Raw genomic sequence first — 17,530 nt, 5'->3', positions numbered from 1 at the left:
GGCGTGCAATACGAACAGGATGAATTGCGCAGACTGCAGTTGGTCGAGCTCGATATCCTGCGCGATATCGACAAGGTGTGCCGCGAGCACGGGATCCGGTACTTCCTGGATTCGGGCACGCTTCTGGGAGCGGTGCGTCACGGCGGCTTCATACCCTGGGACGACGACGTCGATCTGGGCATGCCGCGACACGATTACGAGCGTTTCCTGGAAATCGCCCCGCGGGCGCTTGGCGATGCTTACGTTGTCGCCGATCCTCATAGATGCAATGAGCAGGCTGGCATGTTCGCAAAAGTGTGGAAGCGCGGTACAAAATTCTTTACTGAGGAGACGGTCGAAGCGGGGATTCCGCAAGGTATTTTCGTAGATGTTTTTCCTTACGATCGGTTGCACGCCGACGAGAAGATCGCTTGGAGGCAGCGGTTTATGTGCCGGGTTTGGCAGAGCGCGTTGTACCTCTACCATTCGAAATGCATCACCGTGCCTCATGCGGGATTGCTTGGCGCGCTGGAGAGGGGCGCGTGTCGAGTGGCTCATATGATTGTCAAGAGGTGTTTCAGCAGAGAACGCATCGTCGAGGGATTCGAAACGTGGGCATCGCAAGGTGGTAGCGATCCGGGTTCGGCTTACGCTGCTCTGTCGTGCGCTACGGCGCACTTTCCCGAAAGCGTTCTCTTCCCGGTTGAGCGTATAACGTTCGAAGGGGCTGCGTTTTCAGCTCCTGCGTGCGTTGAGGCGTATCTTGACGACATGTATGGCATCGATTGGCGCGAGCTTCCATCGCCGAAGCATCGTCGCAACCACGCTCCGGTTGAACTTGATTTTGGGGATGCTGAGTACGCGGTGGTTTAATCTATGCGCGGTGTTCATTTTTTATACAACCTTTACAAATATGAACAACATAGATATGCTTTAGCTCGATAATCTGATTCTATTGCGAAGCGAGGAATGTGCATGCCCCTTGTGATGACCCGGCGATCGTTTTTGGCGGTTGCGGCGGGTGCGGCTGCGTCGCTTGCCTTGTCGGGATGCAGCTCCGCGAGCGATAACACCGTGGTGATCTACTCGTGCGGCGAGGGCGAGGCGAACGAGGTGCTGCTCGAGGCCATGCATCGCGATCTGCCGCAGTACGATATCCGCTTGCACTACGTGTCGACCGGCACGTGCGCGGCGAAGCTCCAGAACGAGGGTACGTCGAGCGAGGCCGATATCGTTCTCATGCTCGAGGGCGGTTACCTCAGGCAGATTCAGCCGAGCCTGGCGAAGCTGACCTCGTACGATTTCGAAGTGTTCGAAGACGATCTGCTCGACGGCTCGAGTACCTACCTTCCCTTCAGGCGCGAGAGCGCATGCGTTGCCATGAACGTCGGGGAGCTGACTGCTCGCGGCATCGCCATCCCCGAGACGTACGACGATCTGCTCGATCCAACGTACCGTGGGCTCATCACGATGGCGAATCCGAAATCTTCCGGTACGGGCTACAACTTCGTTAAGAGCCTCGTGAACACGCGGGGCGAGGATGCGGCCTTCGAGTATTTCGACAAGCTGGCCGAGAACGTGTACCAGTTCTCGTCGTCGGGATCGGGGCCGGTCAACGCGCTTGTGCAAGGAGAGGCGTTGATCGGGTTCGGCCTCACCTACCAAGCGGTGTCCGAGATCAACAAGGGCGTGCCCATCGAGGTGCGGTTCTTCGAGGAGGGCTCGCCTTGGACGATGAACGGCGTGGCGGTGGTCGACGGCAAGCAGGATAAGCCGGCGGTGCGAGCCGTTATGGATTGGATGTTCAGCACGGGCATCCTGCTGGACAAGCAGGAGTTCGTCCCGGACAAGGTGTTCGTCGATCAACATACCGAGATCCCGAACTACCCGCAGGATACGCACTACGCGGACATGGAAGGCGTGTTCGACATCGACGAGAAAAAGCGGTTGCTAGGGAAGTGGAAGTACTGATGACGAGCGAACAGGAACACACGATGGTCGACACGACGTCAAATCGCGAGACGCTTGCGGACGAGCCGAAACTTCGCATCAGCGGCTTAGTTAAGCGTTTCGAGGGATCCGAGGTCCTGCACGGTCTCGATTTCGATGTGCGGGATGGCGAATTCCTTTCCATCCTGGGACCTTCGGGATGCGGTAAGACGACCACGTTGCGCATTCTCATCGGTCTGCTGGCACCCGACGAGGGCTCGATCGCCCTCGACGGGCGCGACATCACGACAGCGTCGCCCGACGCGCGCGGCATGGGCATCGTGTTCCAGAATTACGCCCTGTTCGAGAACATGACGGTGCGCGGCAACGTCGAGTACGCCTTGAAGTTCAAGCCCGATCTGAAGGCCCGTCGGCGCGAGATCGCCCAACGCGTGCTCGAGCAGCTCGGCCTTGCGGAGCATCTCGACAAGAGCGTGCGGCAGCTGTCGGGCGGCCAGCAGCAGCGCGTGTCCATCGCCCGCACGCTGGCGCTCAATCCCGAGGTCATCCTGTTCGATGAGCCCATGAGCGCGCTCGACGTGGAAACGCGCCTGTCGCTGCGCCTCGAGCTCAAGCGCATCCAGCGGGAGTTCGGCACGACGATGGTGTACATCACGCACGACCAGGAGGAGGCGTTCGCGCTGTCCGACCGCGTGATGGTGATGGGGGAGGGCAGCATCCACCAGCTGGCCGCGCCCGAGGAGATCATCGCCAACCCGGCCGACGACTACGTTGCCGACTTCGTGGTGAAGAACCTCAACATCAAAATGGACTCGCTTGCGCGATTCATGGATCGGTAGGCGGCTCGTGAAGCGAAAGGGTACGTTCAATCTCACTCGGGTGGTTCTTGCTGCCTTCTTCCTCTTTGCTGCCGTGCTGCCTTTGCTGGGGATGTTCTCGCAACTGGCGAGTCCGGGGGCGTCCGAGGTGTTCGGCACGGAGCAGTTCAAGGCTGCCTGTCTCAACTCCATCGGCGTGTCGCTTACTTCGACGGTCATCTCGCTGGCGCTCGCGCTGGCGATGTCGTGGGTGCTCTGCCGCACGAACATACGCGCCAAGGGCGTCATCGCCGTCGTCATGACGCTCCCTATGCTCATCCCTTCGCTCGCGCTCGGCATGGGGCTGGTGTTCTTGCTCGGGTCGAACGGGGTCATCACGAACGCGCTCGGGCTCGATTTTTCGCTGTATGGGTTCTGGGGCATCGTGATGGGTTCGGTGCTGTACTCGTTCCCCTCGGCGTTCTTGTTGCTGTACGACGTGCTCAAGTACGAAGATGCATCGCCGTACGAGGCCGCCGATGTCCTGGGAATCCCGAAGGTCAACCAGTTCCTCAGCATCACGCTGCCGTATCTGCGCAAGCCGCTCATCTCGGCCGTGTTCGCCACCTTCACGCTCGTGGTGACCGACTACGGCGTACCGCTCATGGTGGGCGGCAAGACCACGACGCTGCCGGTGCTCATGTACCAGGAGGTTATCGGCCTGCTGAATTACAACACGGGCGTGGCTATCGGCTTCGTGCTGCTCATACCGGCCGTGGTGGCGTTCCTCGTCGACGTGCTCAATGCCGACAAGGGGAAGTCGTCGTTCGTGTCCAAAGCGTTCGATATCAAGCGCAATGTGGCGCGCGACGCGATCGGCTACGTCGCCGGCATCGTGGCATCGGTGGCCATCCTCCTCCCGCTCGGATCGTTCGTGCTCGTATCGTTCGTGCGGAAGTATCCGGTGGATTTGACGGCGACGTTCGACAACGTGGGCCGTGCGCTCAACATGAATGTGGGCGATTACTGGATCAATTCGATCATCATCGCCTGCGCTGTTGCGCTCATCGGCACAACGCTTGCGTATTTTGCGGCATATGTGACGGCTCGCTTGGGCGGCCGTTTCGCGAAGATGCTGCACCTCGTCTGTATCACGACGCTCGCCATCCCCGGTATCGTGCTGGGTTTGTCGTACGTGCTCTTCTTCAAGGGTTCCCTTCTGTACGGCACGTTCGCCATCCTGATCTTGGTCAACCTCGTCCACTTCTTCGCCTCGCCGTACCTCATGGCTTACAATTCGCTGGGCAAGGTGAACGAGAACCTGGAAGCGGTCGGCTCCACGATGGGGATCGGGCGGGGGAGCATCTTGAAGGACGTTCTCATCCCGCAGACGACGGGCACTATCATCGAGATGGTGGGCTACTTCTTCGTAAACTGCATGGTTACCATTTCCGCCGTGGCGTTCTTGTCCACGACGCTCGACATGCCGCTCGCGTTGCTTATCACCGACCTCGATGCGCAACGTCTGACGGAGTGCGCTGCGTTCGTGTCGTTGATCATTCTGCTCACCAACATTGCCTTCAAGCTGGTGCTTGCGGGCGTGAAGAAAGCTATCAACCGTGCCGGTTCGCCCTCCGCTTCGGCGGCTTAGCGAACAAGGTGCTTGCCAAATGAGGAAAGGTTCGCTCATGTCCCGTTCGCTCGATGTGAAGGATTTCAAAATACTGACCGCGCTTGAGGCGCGTGTGAGCGAGTCGCTGACGCAGCGCGAGATCGCCGCGGCTGCCGATCTGTCCGTAGGCACGGTCAACCGCGCGATGGCCGACCTGCACGAGCGGGGCTTCGTGCGCGAGGGCATGCTGTCGGCGGCGGGCCTGGAAGCGCTCGAGCCGTATCGCGTCAAGCGCGCGGTGCTCATCGCAGCCGGGTTCGGCTCCCGCTTGGTTCCCATCACGCTGAACACGCCCAAGCCGCTCATTCGCGTGCGGGGCCAGCGCATCATCGACTCGCTGCTCGATGCGGTGTCCGCCGCGGGCATCGAGGAGGTGTACGTGGTGCGCGGGTACCTTGCCGAGCAGTTCGATCAGTTGCTGTACAAGTACCCCCACGTGAAGTTCATCGAGAACCCCTTCTACAACGAGGCGAACAACATCTCTTCGGCCGTGGCGGCGAAGGATCTGCTGCAGAACGCCTACGTGTTCGAGTCCGACCTGCTGCTGTACAACCCGAAACTCATCACGAAGTACCAGTATTCGTCGAACTACCTGGGTGTGCCGGTGCCGGTTACCGACGACTGGTGCTTTCAGACGCGCCGCGGCGTGATCACGGGGCTCACGGTGGGCGGAACGGACTGCCACCACATGTTCGGTATCTCCTATTGGACCGAAGAGGACGGCAGAAAGCTCGCCGACGACGTGCCGGCCACGTTCGCCATGCCGGGCGGCAAGGAGCGGTACTGGGACGAGGTGGCGCTGCGCTACTTCGCGCGCAACTACGAGGTGTCGGTGCGCGAGTGCACGTTCGACGATGTGATCGAGATCGACACGTACCGCGAACTGCAGCAGCTCGATAGGTCCTATGTAGTCGAATAGGTGCATCATGTTTCAAATTTGGTTTTCAATTTGAAAAATTGATCAAATATGAGGTACAAATTAGCGTAATAACAGAATAGTTGTTCATTATTTACTTTTTCTTTACAAAAATGAACATTGCGGTTAGAATTCCTCCCGGACTATAAGACAGTATGCGGATCAACGGGAGGATCGTCGTGTCGCTGGAGAAGAACGAGTTCAAAACCCTGGTCGCGTCGATGGACGAAGGCGTGTACACGCAGCGCGCCTTGGCCGATGCGTCAGGGCTTTCGCTCGGCACGGTCAACCGATTGTGCCAGACGCTGCGCGATCGCGGGCTCATGGACGGGTTCTACGTCACGGCGGAGGGTTATCGCGCCTTGCAGCCGTACAAAGTAGAGAACGCTATCATCATGGCTGCGGGACTGTCCTCGCGCTTTGCGCCGCTCTCTTACGAGAAGCCCAAGGGCGTGCTCAACGTGCGGGGCGAAGTGCTGATCGAGCGGCAGATCCGCCAGCTTAAAGACGCCGGCATCGACGACATCACGGTAGTGGTCGGCTATATGAAGGAGGCGTTCTTCTACCTTGAGGATCTATACGGGGTGACCATCCGCGTGAACGAGGAGTACGTCGCTCGCAACAACAACTCCACCCTCATGCTCGTTCGGGAGCAGCTGGGCAACACCTACATCTGCTCGTCCGACGATTACTTCACCGAGAACGTTTTCGAGCCGTACGTGTACGAAGCGTACTATGCGGGCATGTATTTCGAGGGTCCCACCGACGAGTACTGCATGAAGACGGCACGCGATGGGCGAATCATCGGCGTTACCGTCGGCGGCGCCGATGCGTTCGGCATGCTCGGGCACGCGTACTTTGATCGCGCGTTCTCCAGCGCGTTCTCGGCCATTCTCGAGAACGAATACGATTGGCCCGAGACGGCGCCCAAGCTTTGGGAGGACCTGTTTCGCGACCATGTGAAAGATCTGCGCATGGTGTTGCGCCGCTACGGACCGGGCGTCATCTACGAATTCGATTCCCTTTCCGATCTTAAGCAGTTTGACCAGGATTTCCTGACGAACGTCGACTCGGAGATCCTCGACAACATCTGCGACGTGCTCGGTTGCACGCGCGACCGAGTCGAGGGCATCGTGCCGATCAAGGAAGGCCTCACCAACCTTTCCTTCAGATTCTCGGTCGACGGTGCTTCGTACGTATATCGGCACCCTGGTCCCGGCACGGACGAGATCATCAACCGACGAAGCGAGGCATACTCCCAGGCTGTCGCCAAAAAGCTCGGCATCGATGACACGTTCATCTTTCAAGATACCCGGAAAGGCTGGAAGGTGTCGCGCTTCGTGAAGGATTGCAAGCCGTTCGATTACCACGACGAGAGCCATGTCGAGCAGGCCATGGACCTGATCCGCCGTTTGCACCAGAGCGGCGAGACGTCGCAGTGGACGTACGACCTGTTCGAGAAAGCCCAGTCCATGATGGCGCTGCTCGGTGCGCGTTCCTATCCGTCGTTCCCGGATTACGAGCCCCTGCGCGATCGCGCGGCGCGCCTCGACGCCTTGGTGAAGAGGGATGGCGTTGCACCGTGCCTCTGCCACAACGATTTCTACAACCCGAACTTCCTCGTCTCCGAAGAGGCGATGTACCTTATCGACTGGGAGTATTCGGCGATGTCGGATTACGGTTCCGATCTCGGCGTGTTCATCTGCTGCTCCGACTACGACGAGGACGAGGCGGATCGCGTGCTCGAGACGTACTTCCAGCGCGCATTGACCGCCGAGGAATACCGCCATTGCATCGCTTTCGTGGCGCTTGCCGCCTACCACTGGTTCATCTGGGCCTTGTATAAAGAGGCTGCAGGCGATTCGGTGGGAGAGTGGTTGTACCTGTGGTACCGCTACGCCAAGACGTATTCGGCCAAAGCGCTTGCGCTCTACGAGGACGAAAGGTAGTCGAGATGGAGATGATCGGAACAGCCGTGGTGTACATCATCATGGCGTGTGCGTTGGCGGGCGCCGTCGCATCGGCCATCAAGCCGGAGAGCGAGCTCGGCCGGCAATTCGTGGCCGGCATCGACTCCATCGGCCCCATCTTCCTTCCCGTAGCGGGCATCATGGCATCGGCTCCTTATCTGACGGCGTTCGTGAGCACGGTCTTCGGGCCGGCGTACGGGGCGCTCGGCGCCGACCCAGCCATGGCGGCGACGACGTTCATCGCCATCGACATGGGCGGATACCAGCTGGCGGACGCGCTTGCGCAGACGCGTGAGAGCTGGATCATGGCGATGATGACCGGGTATATGGCGGGCGCAACCATCGTTTTCACGATACCGGTGGCGCTGAAGATGCTCGAGAAACGCGATCGGAAGTACTTGGCGCTCGGAGTGATGAGCGGCCTTCTCGCGATTCCTATCGGCGTGCTCGTTGCGAGCGTCATCATCGCGCTTTCGCACCCGGTTATCCGGGAGGTCGTATCGACGAACGCCGAAGCGACCTATCAGCTTGCGTTGAGCTTCGCCCAGATCGGCGTCAACCTCGTGCCGCTGATCATCATATGCGTTGCGCTGGCATTGGGGCTCAAGTTCAAGCCCGACGCCATGATCAAGGGGTTCATCGTATTCGGTCGCGTGATGGAAGCGACGCTCAAAATCGTGTTCGTGCTGGCGGTTGTCGAATACTTCACGGGCATCTTCACCACGGTCTTCGGCTCCTTCGGGTTCGATCCTATCATCGCCGACGAGGAGGATATCTTCCGAGCGCTCGAGGTGTCGGGTGCTATCGGCATGATGTTGTGCGGCGCGTTTCCCATGGTGTACCTCATCAAGCGCTATCTTGCGAAGCCACTCGCCAAAATCGGCGGCGCGGTGGGGCTGAGCTCGGATGCAACCGCTGGCTTGCTGGCCGCCTCGGCGAACGTGCTTGCGGCGCTGTCGATGGTGAAAGACCTCAAGGCGCGCGACAAGGTGCTGGTCATGTCGTTTGCCGTGTGCTGCGCGTTTCTGTTCGGCGATCATCTGTCGTTCACGGCGAACTTCCAACCGACGCTGATCGTGCCGGTGCTTGTAGGGAAGCTGTCAGCGGGTGTGTGTGCCGTCGTGTTCGCAAGCTTGCTTGCCGTGAAGAAGGCTGAGGAACTCGAGCGGATCGATAGGGCAGAAGCCGAGAACTAGAAAAACAATCCGGATCGTCGAAGCACCCCTTCCCCCATCGTGGCCAACGGGAGAAGGGGTGTTTTGTTTTATGTTCAATTACCATATTCAATTTACATTATTGAACACACTTGATATGATCTTTACATTCCGAAAAGGGATGATGATCGTAAATAGGTATATTTTGCGTTCATAAATATAAGTAAACACTAAGAATTGTACAAACGATTCTCTTGTTTCATGTGGTCAAAATCGAGAAGAGCAAAGGTGGTGAGAGGGGGTCGGAGTGCGTGCGACCTTGACGCGATGCTTCAGCTGACGCGAAAAGAATTCTTGCTCGGCGCGCTGGGTGCGACATGCGCCTTGGCTCTGCCGGGGTGTTCGGGACGATCCGAGAACACGGTCGTCATGTACTCGTGTGCCGAGGGCGTGCGCAACGAGTCGCTGCTTGCGGCGATGCATGATCGGTTTCCTGCCTACGACATTCGTTTGCGCTACATTCCCACGGGCAACTGCGCGGCGAAGCTCAAGATGGAAGGAGCGCAATCCGAAGCCGATATCGTTTTGGGCCTTGAAGGCGGTTACCTTAAGCAGGTGTCGGATCAATTCGAGGAGCTTCCGGCATCGGATGCGTCCCGCTATTGCGCCGACCTGGTGGATGCCGATAACCGCTTCTTTCCGTTTTCGCGTGAAAGCGCTTGCATCGCGATCAGCGAGGCGGCGTTTTCCGAGCGCGGCCTCACCGCGCCCCGTTGCTACGAGGATCTGACCGATCCTGCGTTTCGCGGCCTGGTGACCATGCCGAACCCCAAGTCATCGGGCACGGGGTACAATTTCGTCAAGAGCCTGGTGAACGCCTGGGGTGAGGATGAAGCGTTTGCGTACTTCGATCGCCTGGCTGAGAACGTGTACCAGTTCACCTCCTCAGGGTCGGGCCCGGTGAATGCGCTCGTGCAAGGCGAAGCCGCCATCGGTCTGGGAATGACCTTCCAGACCGTTTCCGAGATCAACCAAGGCGTGCCGCTGCGGGTGCTGTTCTTCGAGGAGGGTGCCCCCTGGGCCGTGTACGGCTTGGGCATCGTCCAAGGTCGGGAGGATAACGCCGTCGTCCACGAAGTGTTCGAGTGGCTCGCCACCGAAGGCGTGAAGATCGACAACGAAACGTACGTGCCCGATCGGGTTCTCATCGACTTCAAAGCCGAGATTCCGAACTATCCGACCGATATCGTGTATGCCGACATGAGGGGCATCACCGATCCGGACGAGAAACAACGCCTGCTGGCGAAGTGGAAGTACTAGAAGGAGCGGCAGGAACGCTTGTCGCTCCTACCCCTGCAGGATCGCCAGGGCTTCGACCACGGCTTCGTGGCTCTCGCGGAGTTCGGGCATGAGTGCGCGTGCGCTGTCCAAATCGTCGGCGCGCAGCGCATCGGTGATGCGCGCGGCCAGGTCGTAGAGGCGCACGAACGACAAGTTGCCCGCGACGCCCTTGAGGGAATGGGCCTCGCGCTCGGCCGCGGCGGTATCGCCGGAGGCCATCGCGGCTTCCAACCGGTCGAAATGCGGATCGTTCGCGTACTTCGAGGCGAGACGAACGAACAGGGCCTCGTTGCCGCCGAAGCGCTCCATCGCCTCCGCATAGTCGATGCCGTACTGTGCAAGCTTTGCGTTCAATTCGTTCGTCATGATCTCACTCTCCTGCATGCTCTCCCGTCGTACGCCTGCGTTGCGCGGCGCACGTTCATGATAGAGGGTGGGAGCCGTGCGCGGCGGGTCGGAAGGGGTCACGTTAGCCGACCGTTACTTCGCCGACGCATCGTCCTCCACGAACACGCCTTCCTGGTTGAATACGGCGGAAAACGTCTTGAAGAACACCTTCACGTCGAGCGGGAAGGAAACGTTGCGCACGTAGAACACGTCGAGCGCCAAACGGTCGTGCCAGGGCAGCGAGTTGCGCCCGTACACGGCGGCGTACCCGGTGATACCGGGCTTCACGGTGAGCTTGAGGTGCTCGTCGCCTTCGTAGAGCTCCGTCTCGCGGCGCAGGTCGGGGCGGGGCCCCACGACGCTCATGTCGCCTTTTAGCACGTTGAGGAACTGCGGCATCTCGTCGAGCGACGTCTTGCGCATGAAGGCGCCCACGCGCGTCATGCGGGGGTCGTCCGCGCCGTTGTAGGTGGAGCCGTCCTCCATGACGAGGTCGGGCGCGTTCACCCGCATCGAGCGCAGCTTGTACATCTTGAAGTCGCGCCCGCCGAGCCCCACGCGCGGCGCGTTGTAGAACACGGGTCCCTTGTCCTCGAAGTGGATGAACGGCGCCAGCACCGCGATGATGATCAGCACGAAGGGCAGTGCCACGAGCCCTACGACCAGGTCGCACGCCCTTTTTCCGAACCGTGCGTACATCAGCGGACGCCCTCCGCCTCGAGCTTGTCGTAGGCGCGCCCGAACGACGCCGCCACGTAGTCCACGTCGTCGTCGGAGAGCAGCGTGTGCAGCGGCAGCGTCACCTCGTTCTCGAACTGCGCGAGCGCGTTCGGGAAATCGGCGATGTCGAAGCCGAGATCGCGATACGCGGTGAGCAGCGGCAGCGGCTTGTAGTGCACGTTCGTGGCCACGCCGTCGTCCGCCATGCGCTCGATCAGCGCGTTGCGGAACGCCTGCGACTTGGCCCTCAGGCGCACGAACATGAGGTGCCCGCTCGATTCGCCGCCCTCGCCGTAGTGCTGCAGCAGCTCGACGTCACGGTCGCGCAGGTTGCGCTCGTAGCGTTCGACGATTGCGCGCCGGCGGGCGAGCGAGGCGGGGTAGCGGCGCAGCTGCGCAAGCCCGAGCGCCGCCTGGATGTCGGTCATGTTGCACTTCCAGCCGGGGAAGGCGATGTCGTACTCCCAGGCGCCCGCGCGGTTCTTCGCCAGCGCGTCCTTCGTCTGGCCGTGCAGGGATTGCAGCATGAACTGGCGGTACAGCTCGTCGGAGTCGAACGCGCCCGCGCGCCACGCGAGCGCGCCGCCCTCGGCCGTGGTCAGGTTCTTCACGGCGTGGAACGAGAAGGCGGTGAAGTCGGCCACCGACCCGGAGGGACGTCCCCGATACGTCGCGCCGAACGAGTGGGCGGCGTCGGCCAGGACGATGACGCGGTCGAAGGCGCGCTGCAGCTCGGTCGCGGGCTTCCAGCGGTCGCGCACGGCGTCGAGCGCGGCGAACAGGCGCTCGTAGTCCGCCATGCGCCCGGCGATGTCGACGGGGATGATGGCGCGCGTGCGCTCGGTGACGAGGCCGGGCAGGGCGTCGTAGTCCATCTCGTAGGAGCCGGGCGCCACGTCGCACAGCACGGGGGTCGCGCCCACGTGGCAGATGACCGAGCAGGAGGCGGTGTAGGTGTACGCGCTCGTGATCACTTCGTCCCCGGGTCCCACGCCGATGGCGCGCAGGGCGCATTCGAGCGCCGCGGTGGCCGAGGCGAACGTGGCGGCGCGGTCGGCCTGCGCGAAGCGGGCGATCTCACGCTCGAATTCCTTCGTCTTCGGGCCGGTGGTGATCCAGCCGCTCCTCAGCGCGTCGGCGACCTCGTCGAGCTCGGCCTGGGTGATGTCCGGCGGGGAGAACGAAATGCGTTTCTGCTCAGTCAAGATTGCTCCTTGGTACCCTATAAACGACGTGCGACCTGCATGATCGCACGCAATCAGCGTATGCAAGCTCCCTATTTTGACGCGCCGCGCCCGGTTTGGCGAGGCGCTCAACCAAAATCACAGCAACGTGCGCAGCAAATCCACGATCTCGCGATACGCGCGAGGCTGATCGAACTCGCTCTCGGCGACGGCGCGCGCCTTCGAGCCCATGATCTTGCGCAGCGACGCGTGCCCCGCGAGCTTGGCGATAGCGTCGGCGAGCGCTTCGGCATCTTCCGCCTCGACGTTCACGCCGAAGCCGTCGGCGGTCACCTTCGCGCGGAACTCGGGGCTCGAGCCCGTGTTGATCATGGGGTTGCCGCTGGCCAGGTAGTCGCCGATCTTCGTCACGATGCTCTGAACCGCCGACGTGACGAGCGAGTTCACCACGATGTCCGACGCGCACAGGTAGGCGGCCATCAGCTCGTAGGCCGTGTAACCCAGGAAGTCCGCCGGGGCGTCGAGCTGCGCCGCGAGCGCCTCGAGCTTCTCGCGGTCGGGGCCGTCGCCGAGCACCTTCACGCGCACGGGGGGCAAGGCCGGCGCCTGGTCGTCGTCCTTCGACGCCGCCCGTGCGAGGCGTCGGCGCTCGAGCAGCGCGGCGGCCTCGACGAGCGTGGCCACGTCGTAGCTGGCGCCGAGCGTTCCGGCGTAGGCGACCCACAGCTCGCCTTCCGGCTTGTCCACCTCGGGCGCGTGCACGCGGGCTCCTTCGTCGAAGGCGGCCAGGTCGTTGCCCACGTACACCGTGGCCTGGGGGTAGGGCTTCGCGCGGTCCTTCGCCGGGCGCGCCGCGTACTCGTCGGAGGTGCCGACGGCGCCCGCCAGCAGCTGGTAGACGCGCTTCGCGTCGCGCGAGAACGGGTAGAAGGCGACGTCGCTGACCACGGGCACGTCGACGACCATGCGCATGGCCTCGGGCCACAGGTCGTTGATGTCCGCCACGAACGGGATGCCCTGCGCGTCGGCCGCTTCGGCGCACACGCGCGCGACGTCGTTCGGCGGGATCTCCGCGTAGATGAGGTCGTACGCGCCGGCCGTTCGCTCGAAGTGCGCGCGCAGGTTCTTCGCCGCGACGCGATGGCTGCGGATGCGCGCGAGGTCGAGGTTCTTCGTGTAGCCGGGCTCGTCGATGAACACGACGCGGTAGGGAAGGCCCTGGTAGCAGGCTTTCGACGTGTCGCGATGCGCCTTGTCCCAATGCTGGAACGACGACGTGATGAGGTCGACTTCGAAGCCCTCGCGCGCGAGCAGCTCCGACAGGAAGCGGAAGCGCGTGTAACCGCGCGTCTCGTCGCCCAGCTTCACCCCCATCGTGACGACAGCCAGATGTTTGCGCGGGCGGGTATGATGTCGATTGGTTTCCATAGCCAGGTAGTATACCAACTTATCGGGTCGGCATGCGCGACGGCCCGCGCGAAAACGGACGCGGGCCGTCGGGATGCGGTTCGTAAGCCTTCGCTACTTCCCGTTCTCGTCCTTCTTCGCCACGAGGACGGGGATCTCCGCGGAGCGCAGGACGCCGTAGCTGACGCTGCCCAGCATGCCGCGCAGCACGCCGAGGCCGCGCGAGCCCATGACGATGAGGTCGCAGCCGTGCTCCTTCGCGAAGTCGTTGATGCCGTCGACGGGCGACGGCGCGTTGGCGGCCACGATGTCCACGTCGTTGGGCAGGCCGTCGAGCAGTCCGCCGATGGCCTGCTTCATGTCGTTCTCCTCGCGGTCGAGCGCCGCTTCGACGAGCTTCTTGTACAGGTCGGGCTGGATGACCAGCGGGGGAGCGCTCTCGTAGGGGTTGGCGTCGAGCCCGAGCGCGGGCGGGATGTCCGAGACGAATACGACGCTGACGACATGCAGCTTGATGGCGGGGTCCTCTTCCGCCAAGCCCTTGGCCAGCGTGAGCGCGTGCAGTGCGTGGTCGGACTTGTCGAACGGCACGAGGATGTTGGTGAACTTCATGGGATTCCTCCTGATCGTCGCTGATCAAACAGCTAAAGTATAGCACGCATCACGCGGCGCGGCAGAGGGTCGGGGTTCTGGCGACGGACTGTCACCGTGACTCGTTGTGCCGTTGATTCCGGTGGCGAATCACCCTGCTTTTCTTCGCTCGGAATGTACCGAATACTATCAAGGCTATGCTACTATTGTACGAATACGTTTAAGGGGCGCAATGAGTGGGGGTACTGTTGCCATGCGCGTTAATCCAAGACGCAGGGGATATGCGGCGCACAAGGGGTTCAGAAATCACATTGCGGTGTTTGTGCAGGTTTCAGCGTTTTTGTGCAGTGCTTGGATCGCATTTGGTCTGGCAACTGTAATAGCTCTCGTTTGGGTTGCGGCGTTTTTGCCCGCCACGGCCCTCGCCCTCGGCACGTCCGAGTACGCAGGCGCCGACATGTTCGAGACTGCGGCAGTCGAGGCGCGAGCCGCCTACCCGAACGGCTCAGCAAGCGCCATTCTTGTGGGGCCCGGAGAATCCTGGGTGGATGCACTGTCGGCCGCGGGCCTCGCGGCCTCGAAGGGCCCCATCCTGTTCACTGACCGCAAAAGCCTCTCTCCGGCGACCGCCGGGGCGCTCGCTGACCTCAGGGTGAAAAGCGTTGTGGTGGTGGGCGGCACCGTGGCTGTGTCCGAATCAGTGGTTTCCCAGCTCTCGGCCAAGGGGATCGCCCTCGAGGTGCGCTTGGGCGGCGCTGATTGCTACGACACCCAGATGGAGGTGTACCGCTACGGGCTAGAGCGCGGGTTTTGGGACACCTCGATGGTCGTCGTCGCCACTGGCGCCAATTTTGCCGACGCCCTGTCCGTCTCACCCGTAGCCTACGCGAAGAAGGCCCCCATCTTCCTCGCGGAATCGAGCGGCGACCTGCGTGATCCGCAGAGGCGAGCGTTGCTGGAAGGGGCTGAGCAGGGCCGGTTCTCCCGCGTGCTCGCCGTGGGTGGCTCTGCGGTCGTGTCCGATTTTGCCTACGGGTTTCTTGAGCTTGTCGCTGCCGTGTCGTCTCCGGGCGGTGCCTGCGAGCGCGTTGCGGGCGCCGATCAGTACGACACTTCGGCGGCTGTGGCGCGCTGGGCGGTCGACAACGGGGTGCTCTCGTGGGACGGTGTGGCGTTCGCCTCGGGCGCGCTGCCTTACGACGCGCTCGCAGGGTCGGTGCTGCAGGGGGCGACGAAGTCGGTGATGCTGCTGGTGGGCAACGCTCCGTCGGTCACGGTTGATATCGTCGCACGGCATGTTGGTTCCATTTCGACCATCCGGTACTTCGGGGGAACGAGCGTTATACCGAGTAGCATGCGCTCTTATGTGGATTATTCAATGCGATTCGGACACGGTTTGCCCCTTGGTGGTTCGAAGCTGTCGAACGGTTCTTATGTGTGGTGTAATGCTTCAGGCGTTGACAGGCAAGATGCCATCAGTCGCGTGATGGGAACCGCACGCTCGTGTTTGGGTATACCGTATGTGTGGGACGGGATGTGGCCTGAAGACGGCGGGATGGACTGTTCGTCGTTTACTTGGTATGTGTACAAACAGCAGGGTATCGTTTTGGGCGAAGACACGTATCATCAAATTAGCGATGGGTATCGCGTTGCCTCGGTTTCCCAAGCGAAGCCGGGCGATCTCATCTTAATGTATTTCAATTCCCATCCCAACTTTAGCCCGCTTCTTCCCGAGCACGTGGTGCTCTACGCGGGCAACGGCATGATCTACGAGGAGCCGGACTTCGGCATGAGCTGCCAGTACGTTCCTCTGTCGTCGAAGCATGCGAGCAAAATTGAGATTCGTAGAATAATCAGCGATTAGAGAGCGCTATAGGGAGGATTTGATGGGCAAGATGTTGAAAAGAAAACGATATGTACATACGCTTGCCTTCAGGCTGTTTGCCGTGGGTGTCGCGGTCGCTTTGGTCGGGTGCTTAATGCCGTTCCCTTGTGTGTACGCCGACGATCAAATCGAGTCATCCAAAGATTCGACGGGTGCTGTTGAGCTATCGAAGGATACTGATAGCGCAGTGCTTCCAGACGATGGAGTCGATGGGGTTGAGGACCCCTCCGGCAATCTTGACGACAAGAAGGAATCCGGGGAAAAGGGTGAAGAGACGCCTGATGTTGTCCTAGGTGACGACATCGATTCTGGTGATGAAGGACAGGAAGATACCGATACGACTGTTGACGAAGATGCTCCCTTCAAAGACGCGTTAGCGCTTGTTGAGGAGCCGGAGACGGAAGCTGCCGAGCCAGTTGAGGCTAGTGCCGATCCCGTGCAAAGCTATGCTGGTACTACCTTATTTGAAACGGCTGCAGCTGAGGCGGTGGCAGCGTATCCGCATGGCTGCTCTTCGGCTATTATTGCAGGGTCTGGTCCAGCGTGGATTGATGCGCTGTCTGCAACAGGCCTTGCCGCTTCGAAGGGCCCCATCCTTTTTACAGATAAGAATTCTCTCAATTCGGCTACCGAAAACGTACTCAAAGATCTCGGTGTGAAAAGCGTCGTCATTGTTGGCGGTGAAGCTGTCGTATCAGCGAAGGCTGCGAACGACATCAAGAGTGCGGGCATCGCGGTGGAAACCCGCCTTGCGGGTACTGATTGCTTTGACACGCAGATGGAGATATACGAATATGGCCGATCACGGGATTTCTGGGATTCTTCGATGGCTATTGTGGCCATCGCCAGTCACTTTGCCGATGCTTTATCAGTTTCACCAGTGGCATTTGCCAAGAAAGCGCCTATTTTCTTGACGGCGCCTGGTGAGGGTTTGCGTCATGATCAACAACAGGCGCTTGTGAAGGGCGCACGGGATGGAGGCTTCACTTCGATTGCCATTGTGGGCGGAACGAACGCCGTGTCAAGGCAAGTCGAAGGGTTTATTTCAGGAATTTGTACTTGGAACGATGGTTCGTATACGCGTCTTGCTGGAGTTACTCAATATGAAACGAGCGCAAAGGTAGCAACGTGGGCGACATCGAGTCAGGGTCTTTCTTGGGACAACCTTGCATTCGCTACGGGCTTAGTGCCTTACGATGCCCTTGCGGGTTCGGTTTTGCAGGGCAGAAGCGGGTCGGTTCTGCTTTTGATTGATGGGTCGAATACGGCAGCGTTGAGCGCAGCGGCGCAGCAAAAGGATTCTATTGACCATGTGAGGTTCCTAGGTGGAACGGCTGTCGTGCCTCAAAGCATGAGGGATACGATCGTGTCGACGCTGGGCATCTCCAATGCTCCTAGTCCGAATGCGGCTTCTGAGATTGAAGCCGGTGCGGGCGATGCCGTTGCGTCGGAAAGCGGGGCGCAGGCTAATACCAAAGAACTCCCAAAGGATGAAACCCAGACTGACGCTAAAGAGTTGAATGGTAAAGCGCCTTATCAAGAAGTCGGCACACCGAGTGCCGAAAGGGGCTAGACAC

General features: G+C 60.7%; 15 protein-coding genes. 10 read left to right on the top strand and 5 right to left on the bottom strand.

Translation table 11 applies throughout. The annotated features are described in order from the left end of the window. Positions 1-3 precede the first annotated feature (3 nt). From GS424_RS11545 to GS424_RS11510, 8 genes are all read left to right on the top strand, one after another. Complete coding sequence (locus GS424_RS11545; protein WP_160943311.1) at positions 4-852, top strand: LicD family protein; 849 nt, start codon at positions 4-6, stop codon at positions 850-852. A gap of 102 nt (positions 853-954) precedes the next feature. After that, positions 955-1,950 (top strand): extracellular solute-binding protein, encoded by a 996-nt coding sequence (locus GS424_RS11540; RefSeq protein ID WP_015760903.1) that lies wholly within the window; start codon positions 955-957, stop codon positions 1,948-1,950. Further along, complete coding sequence (locus GS424_RS11535; RefSeq protein WP_244977526.1) at positions 1,950-2,768, top strand: ABC transporter ATP-binding protein; 819 nt, start codon at positions 1,950-1,952, stop codon at positions 2,766-2,768. The genes GS424_RS11540 and GS424_RS11535 overlap by 1 nt, the downstream gene beginning before the upstream one ends. Before the next feature lie 7 nt (positions 2,769-2,775). Beyond that, on the top strand, positions 2,776-4,377 hold the full coding sequence (locus GS424_RS11530) for an ABC transporter permease subunit (protein WP_015760901.1): 1,602 nt from the start codon (positions 2,776-2,778) through the stop codon (positions 4,375-4,377). A gap of 37 nt (positions 4,378-4,414) precedes the next feature. Further along, a complete protein-coding gene (locus tag GS424_RS11525; protein ID WP_160943312.1) occupies positions 4,415-5,317 on the top strand; it encodes a sugar phosphate nucleotidyltransferase in 903 nt (300 codons plus the stop codon). A gap of 176 nt (positions 5,318-5,493) precedes the next feature. Continuing rightward, the gene (locus tag GS424_RS11520; RefSeq protein WP_160943313.1) at positions 5,494-7,263 is read left to right on the top strand and encodes a phosphotransferase; all 1,770 of its coding nucleotides are present in this window, start codon (positions 5,494-5,496) and stop codon (positions 7,261-7,263) included. Between the two features lie 5 nt (positions 7,264-7,268). Continuing rightward, the gene (gene eutH, locus GS424_RS11515) at positions 7,269-8,480 is read left to right on the top strand and encodes an ethanolamine utilization protein EutH (RefSeq protein ID WP_160943314.1); all 1,212 of its coding nucleotides are present in this window, start codon (positions 7,269-7,271) and stop codon (positions 8,478-8,480) included. A gap of 312 nt (positions 8,481-8,792) precedes the next feature. After that, positions 8,793-9,758, top strand: coding sequence for an extracellular solute-binding protein (locus tag GS424_RS11510; RefSeq protein ID WP_244977525.1), 966 nt, complete (start codon positions 8,793-8,795; stop codon positions 9,756-9,758). A 27-nt stretch (positions 9,759-9,785) separates the two neighbouring features. On the opposite strand, the gene GS424_RS11505 is transcribed toward GS424_RS11510, so the two are convergent. The 5 genes from GS424_RS11505 to GS424_RS11485 all read right to left on the bottom strand — a co-directional run bounded on the left by GS424_RS11505 (position 9,786) and on the right by GS424_RS11485 (position 14,089). After that, positions 9,786-10,247: an Hpt domain-containing protein gene (locus GS424_RS11505; RefSeq protein ID WP_244977524.1), complete on the bottom strand. Its 462-nt coding sequence runs from the start codon at positions 10,245-10,247 to the stop codon at positions 9,786-9,788. Between the two features lie 12 nt (positions 10,248-10,259). Continuing rightward, the gene (locus tag GS424_RS11500) at positions 10,260-10,865 is read right to left on the bottom strand and encodes a sugar transferase (protein ID WP_160943316.1); all 606 of its coding nucleotides are present in this window, start codon (positions 10,863-10,865) and stop codon (positions 10,260-10,262) included. Further along, a complete protein-coding gene (locus GS424_RS11495; RefSeq protein WP_160943317.1) occupies positions 10,865-12,091 on the bottom strand; it encodes a DegT/DnrJ/EryC1/StrS family aminotransferase in 1,227 nt (408 codons plus the stop codon). Before GS424_RS11495 ends, GS424_RS11500 begins: the two co-directional genes overlap by 1 nt. A gap of 117 nt (positions 12,092-12,208) precedes the next feature. Next, a complete protein-coding gene (locus GS424_RS11490; RefSeq protein ID WP_160943318.1) occupies positions 12,209-13,498 on the bottom strand; it encodes a glycosyltransferase in 1,290 nt (429 codons plus the stop codon). Between the two features lie 93 nt (positions 13,499-13,591). Continuing rightward, positions 13,592-14,089, bottom strand: coding sequence for a universal stress protein (locus tag GS424_RS11485; RefSeq protein ID WP_160943319.1), 498 nt, complete (start codon positions 14,087-14,089; stop codon positions 13,592-13,594). 211 nt (positions 14,090-14,300) lie between these two features. Between GS424_RS11485 and GS424_RS11480 the strand changes: the two genes are divergently transcribed. Together GS424_RS11480 and GS424_RS11475 are read left to right on the top strand one after the other, a co-directional pair. Continuing rightward, positions 14,301-15,932 (top strand): cell wall-binding repeat-containing protein, encoded by a 1,632-nt coding sequence (locus GS424_RS11480; protein WP_342354559.1) that lies wholly within the window; start codon positions 14,301-14,303, stop codon positions 15,930-15,932. Between the two features lie 22 nt (positions 15,933-15,954). Further along, on the top strand, positions 15,955-17,526 hold the full coding sequence (locus GS424_RS11475) for a cell wall-binding repeat-containing protein (RefSeq protein ID WP_160943321.1): 1,572 nt from the start codon (positions 15,955-15,957) through the stop codon (positions 17,524-17,526). Positions 17,527-17,530 lie beyond the last annotated feature (4 nt).

The sequence above is a fragment of the Eggerthella guodeyinii genome (genome assembly GCF_009834925.2).
GTDB classification, from domain to species: domain Bacteria; phylum Actinomycetota; class Coriobacteriia; order Coriobacteriales; family Eggerthellaceae; genus Eggerthella; species Eggerthella guodeyinii.
Note: the sequence above shows the minus strand (reverse complement) of the source record. Positions and strands in the feature narration are given on the sequence as shown.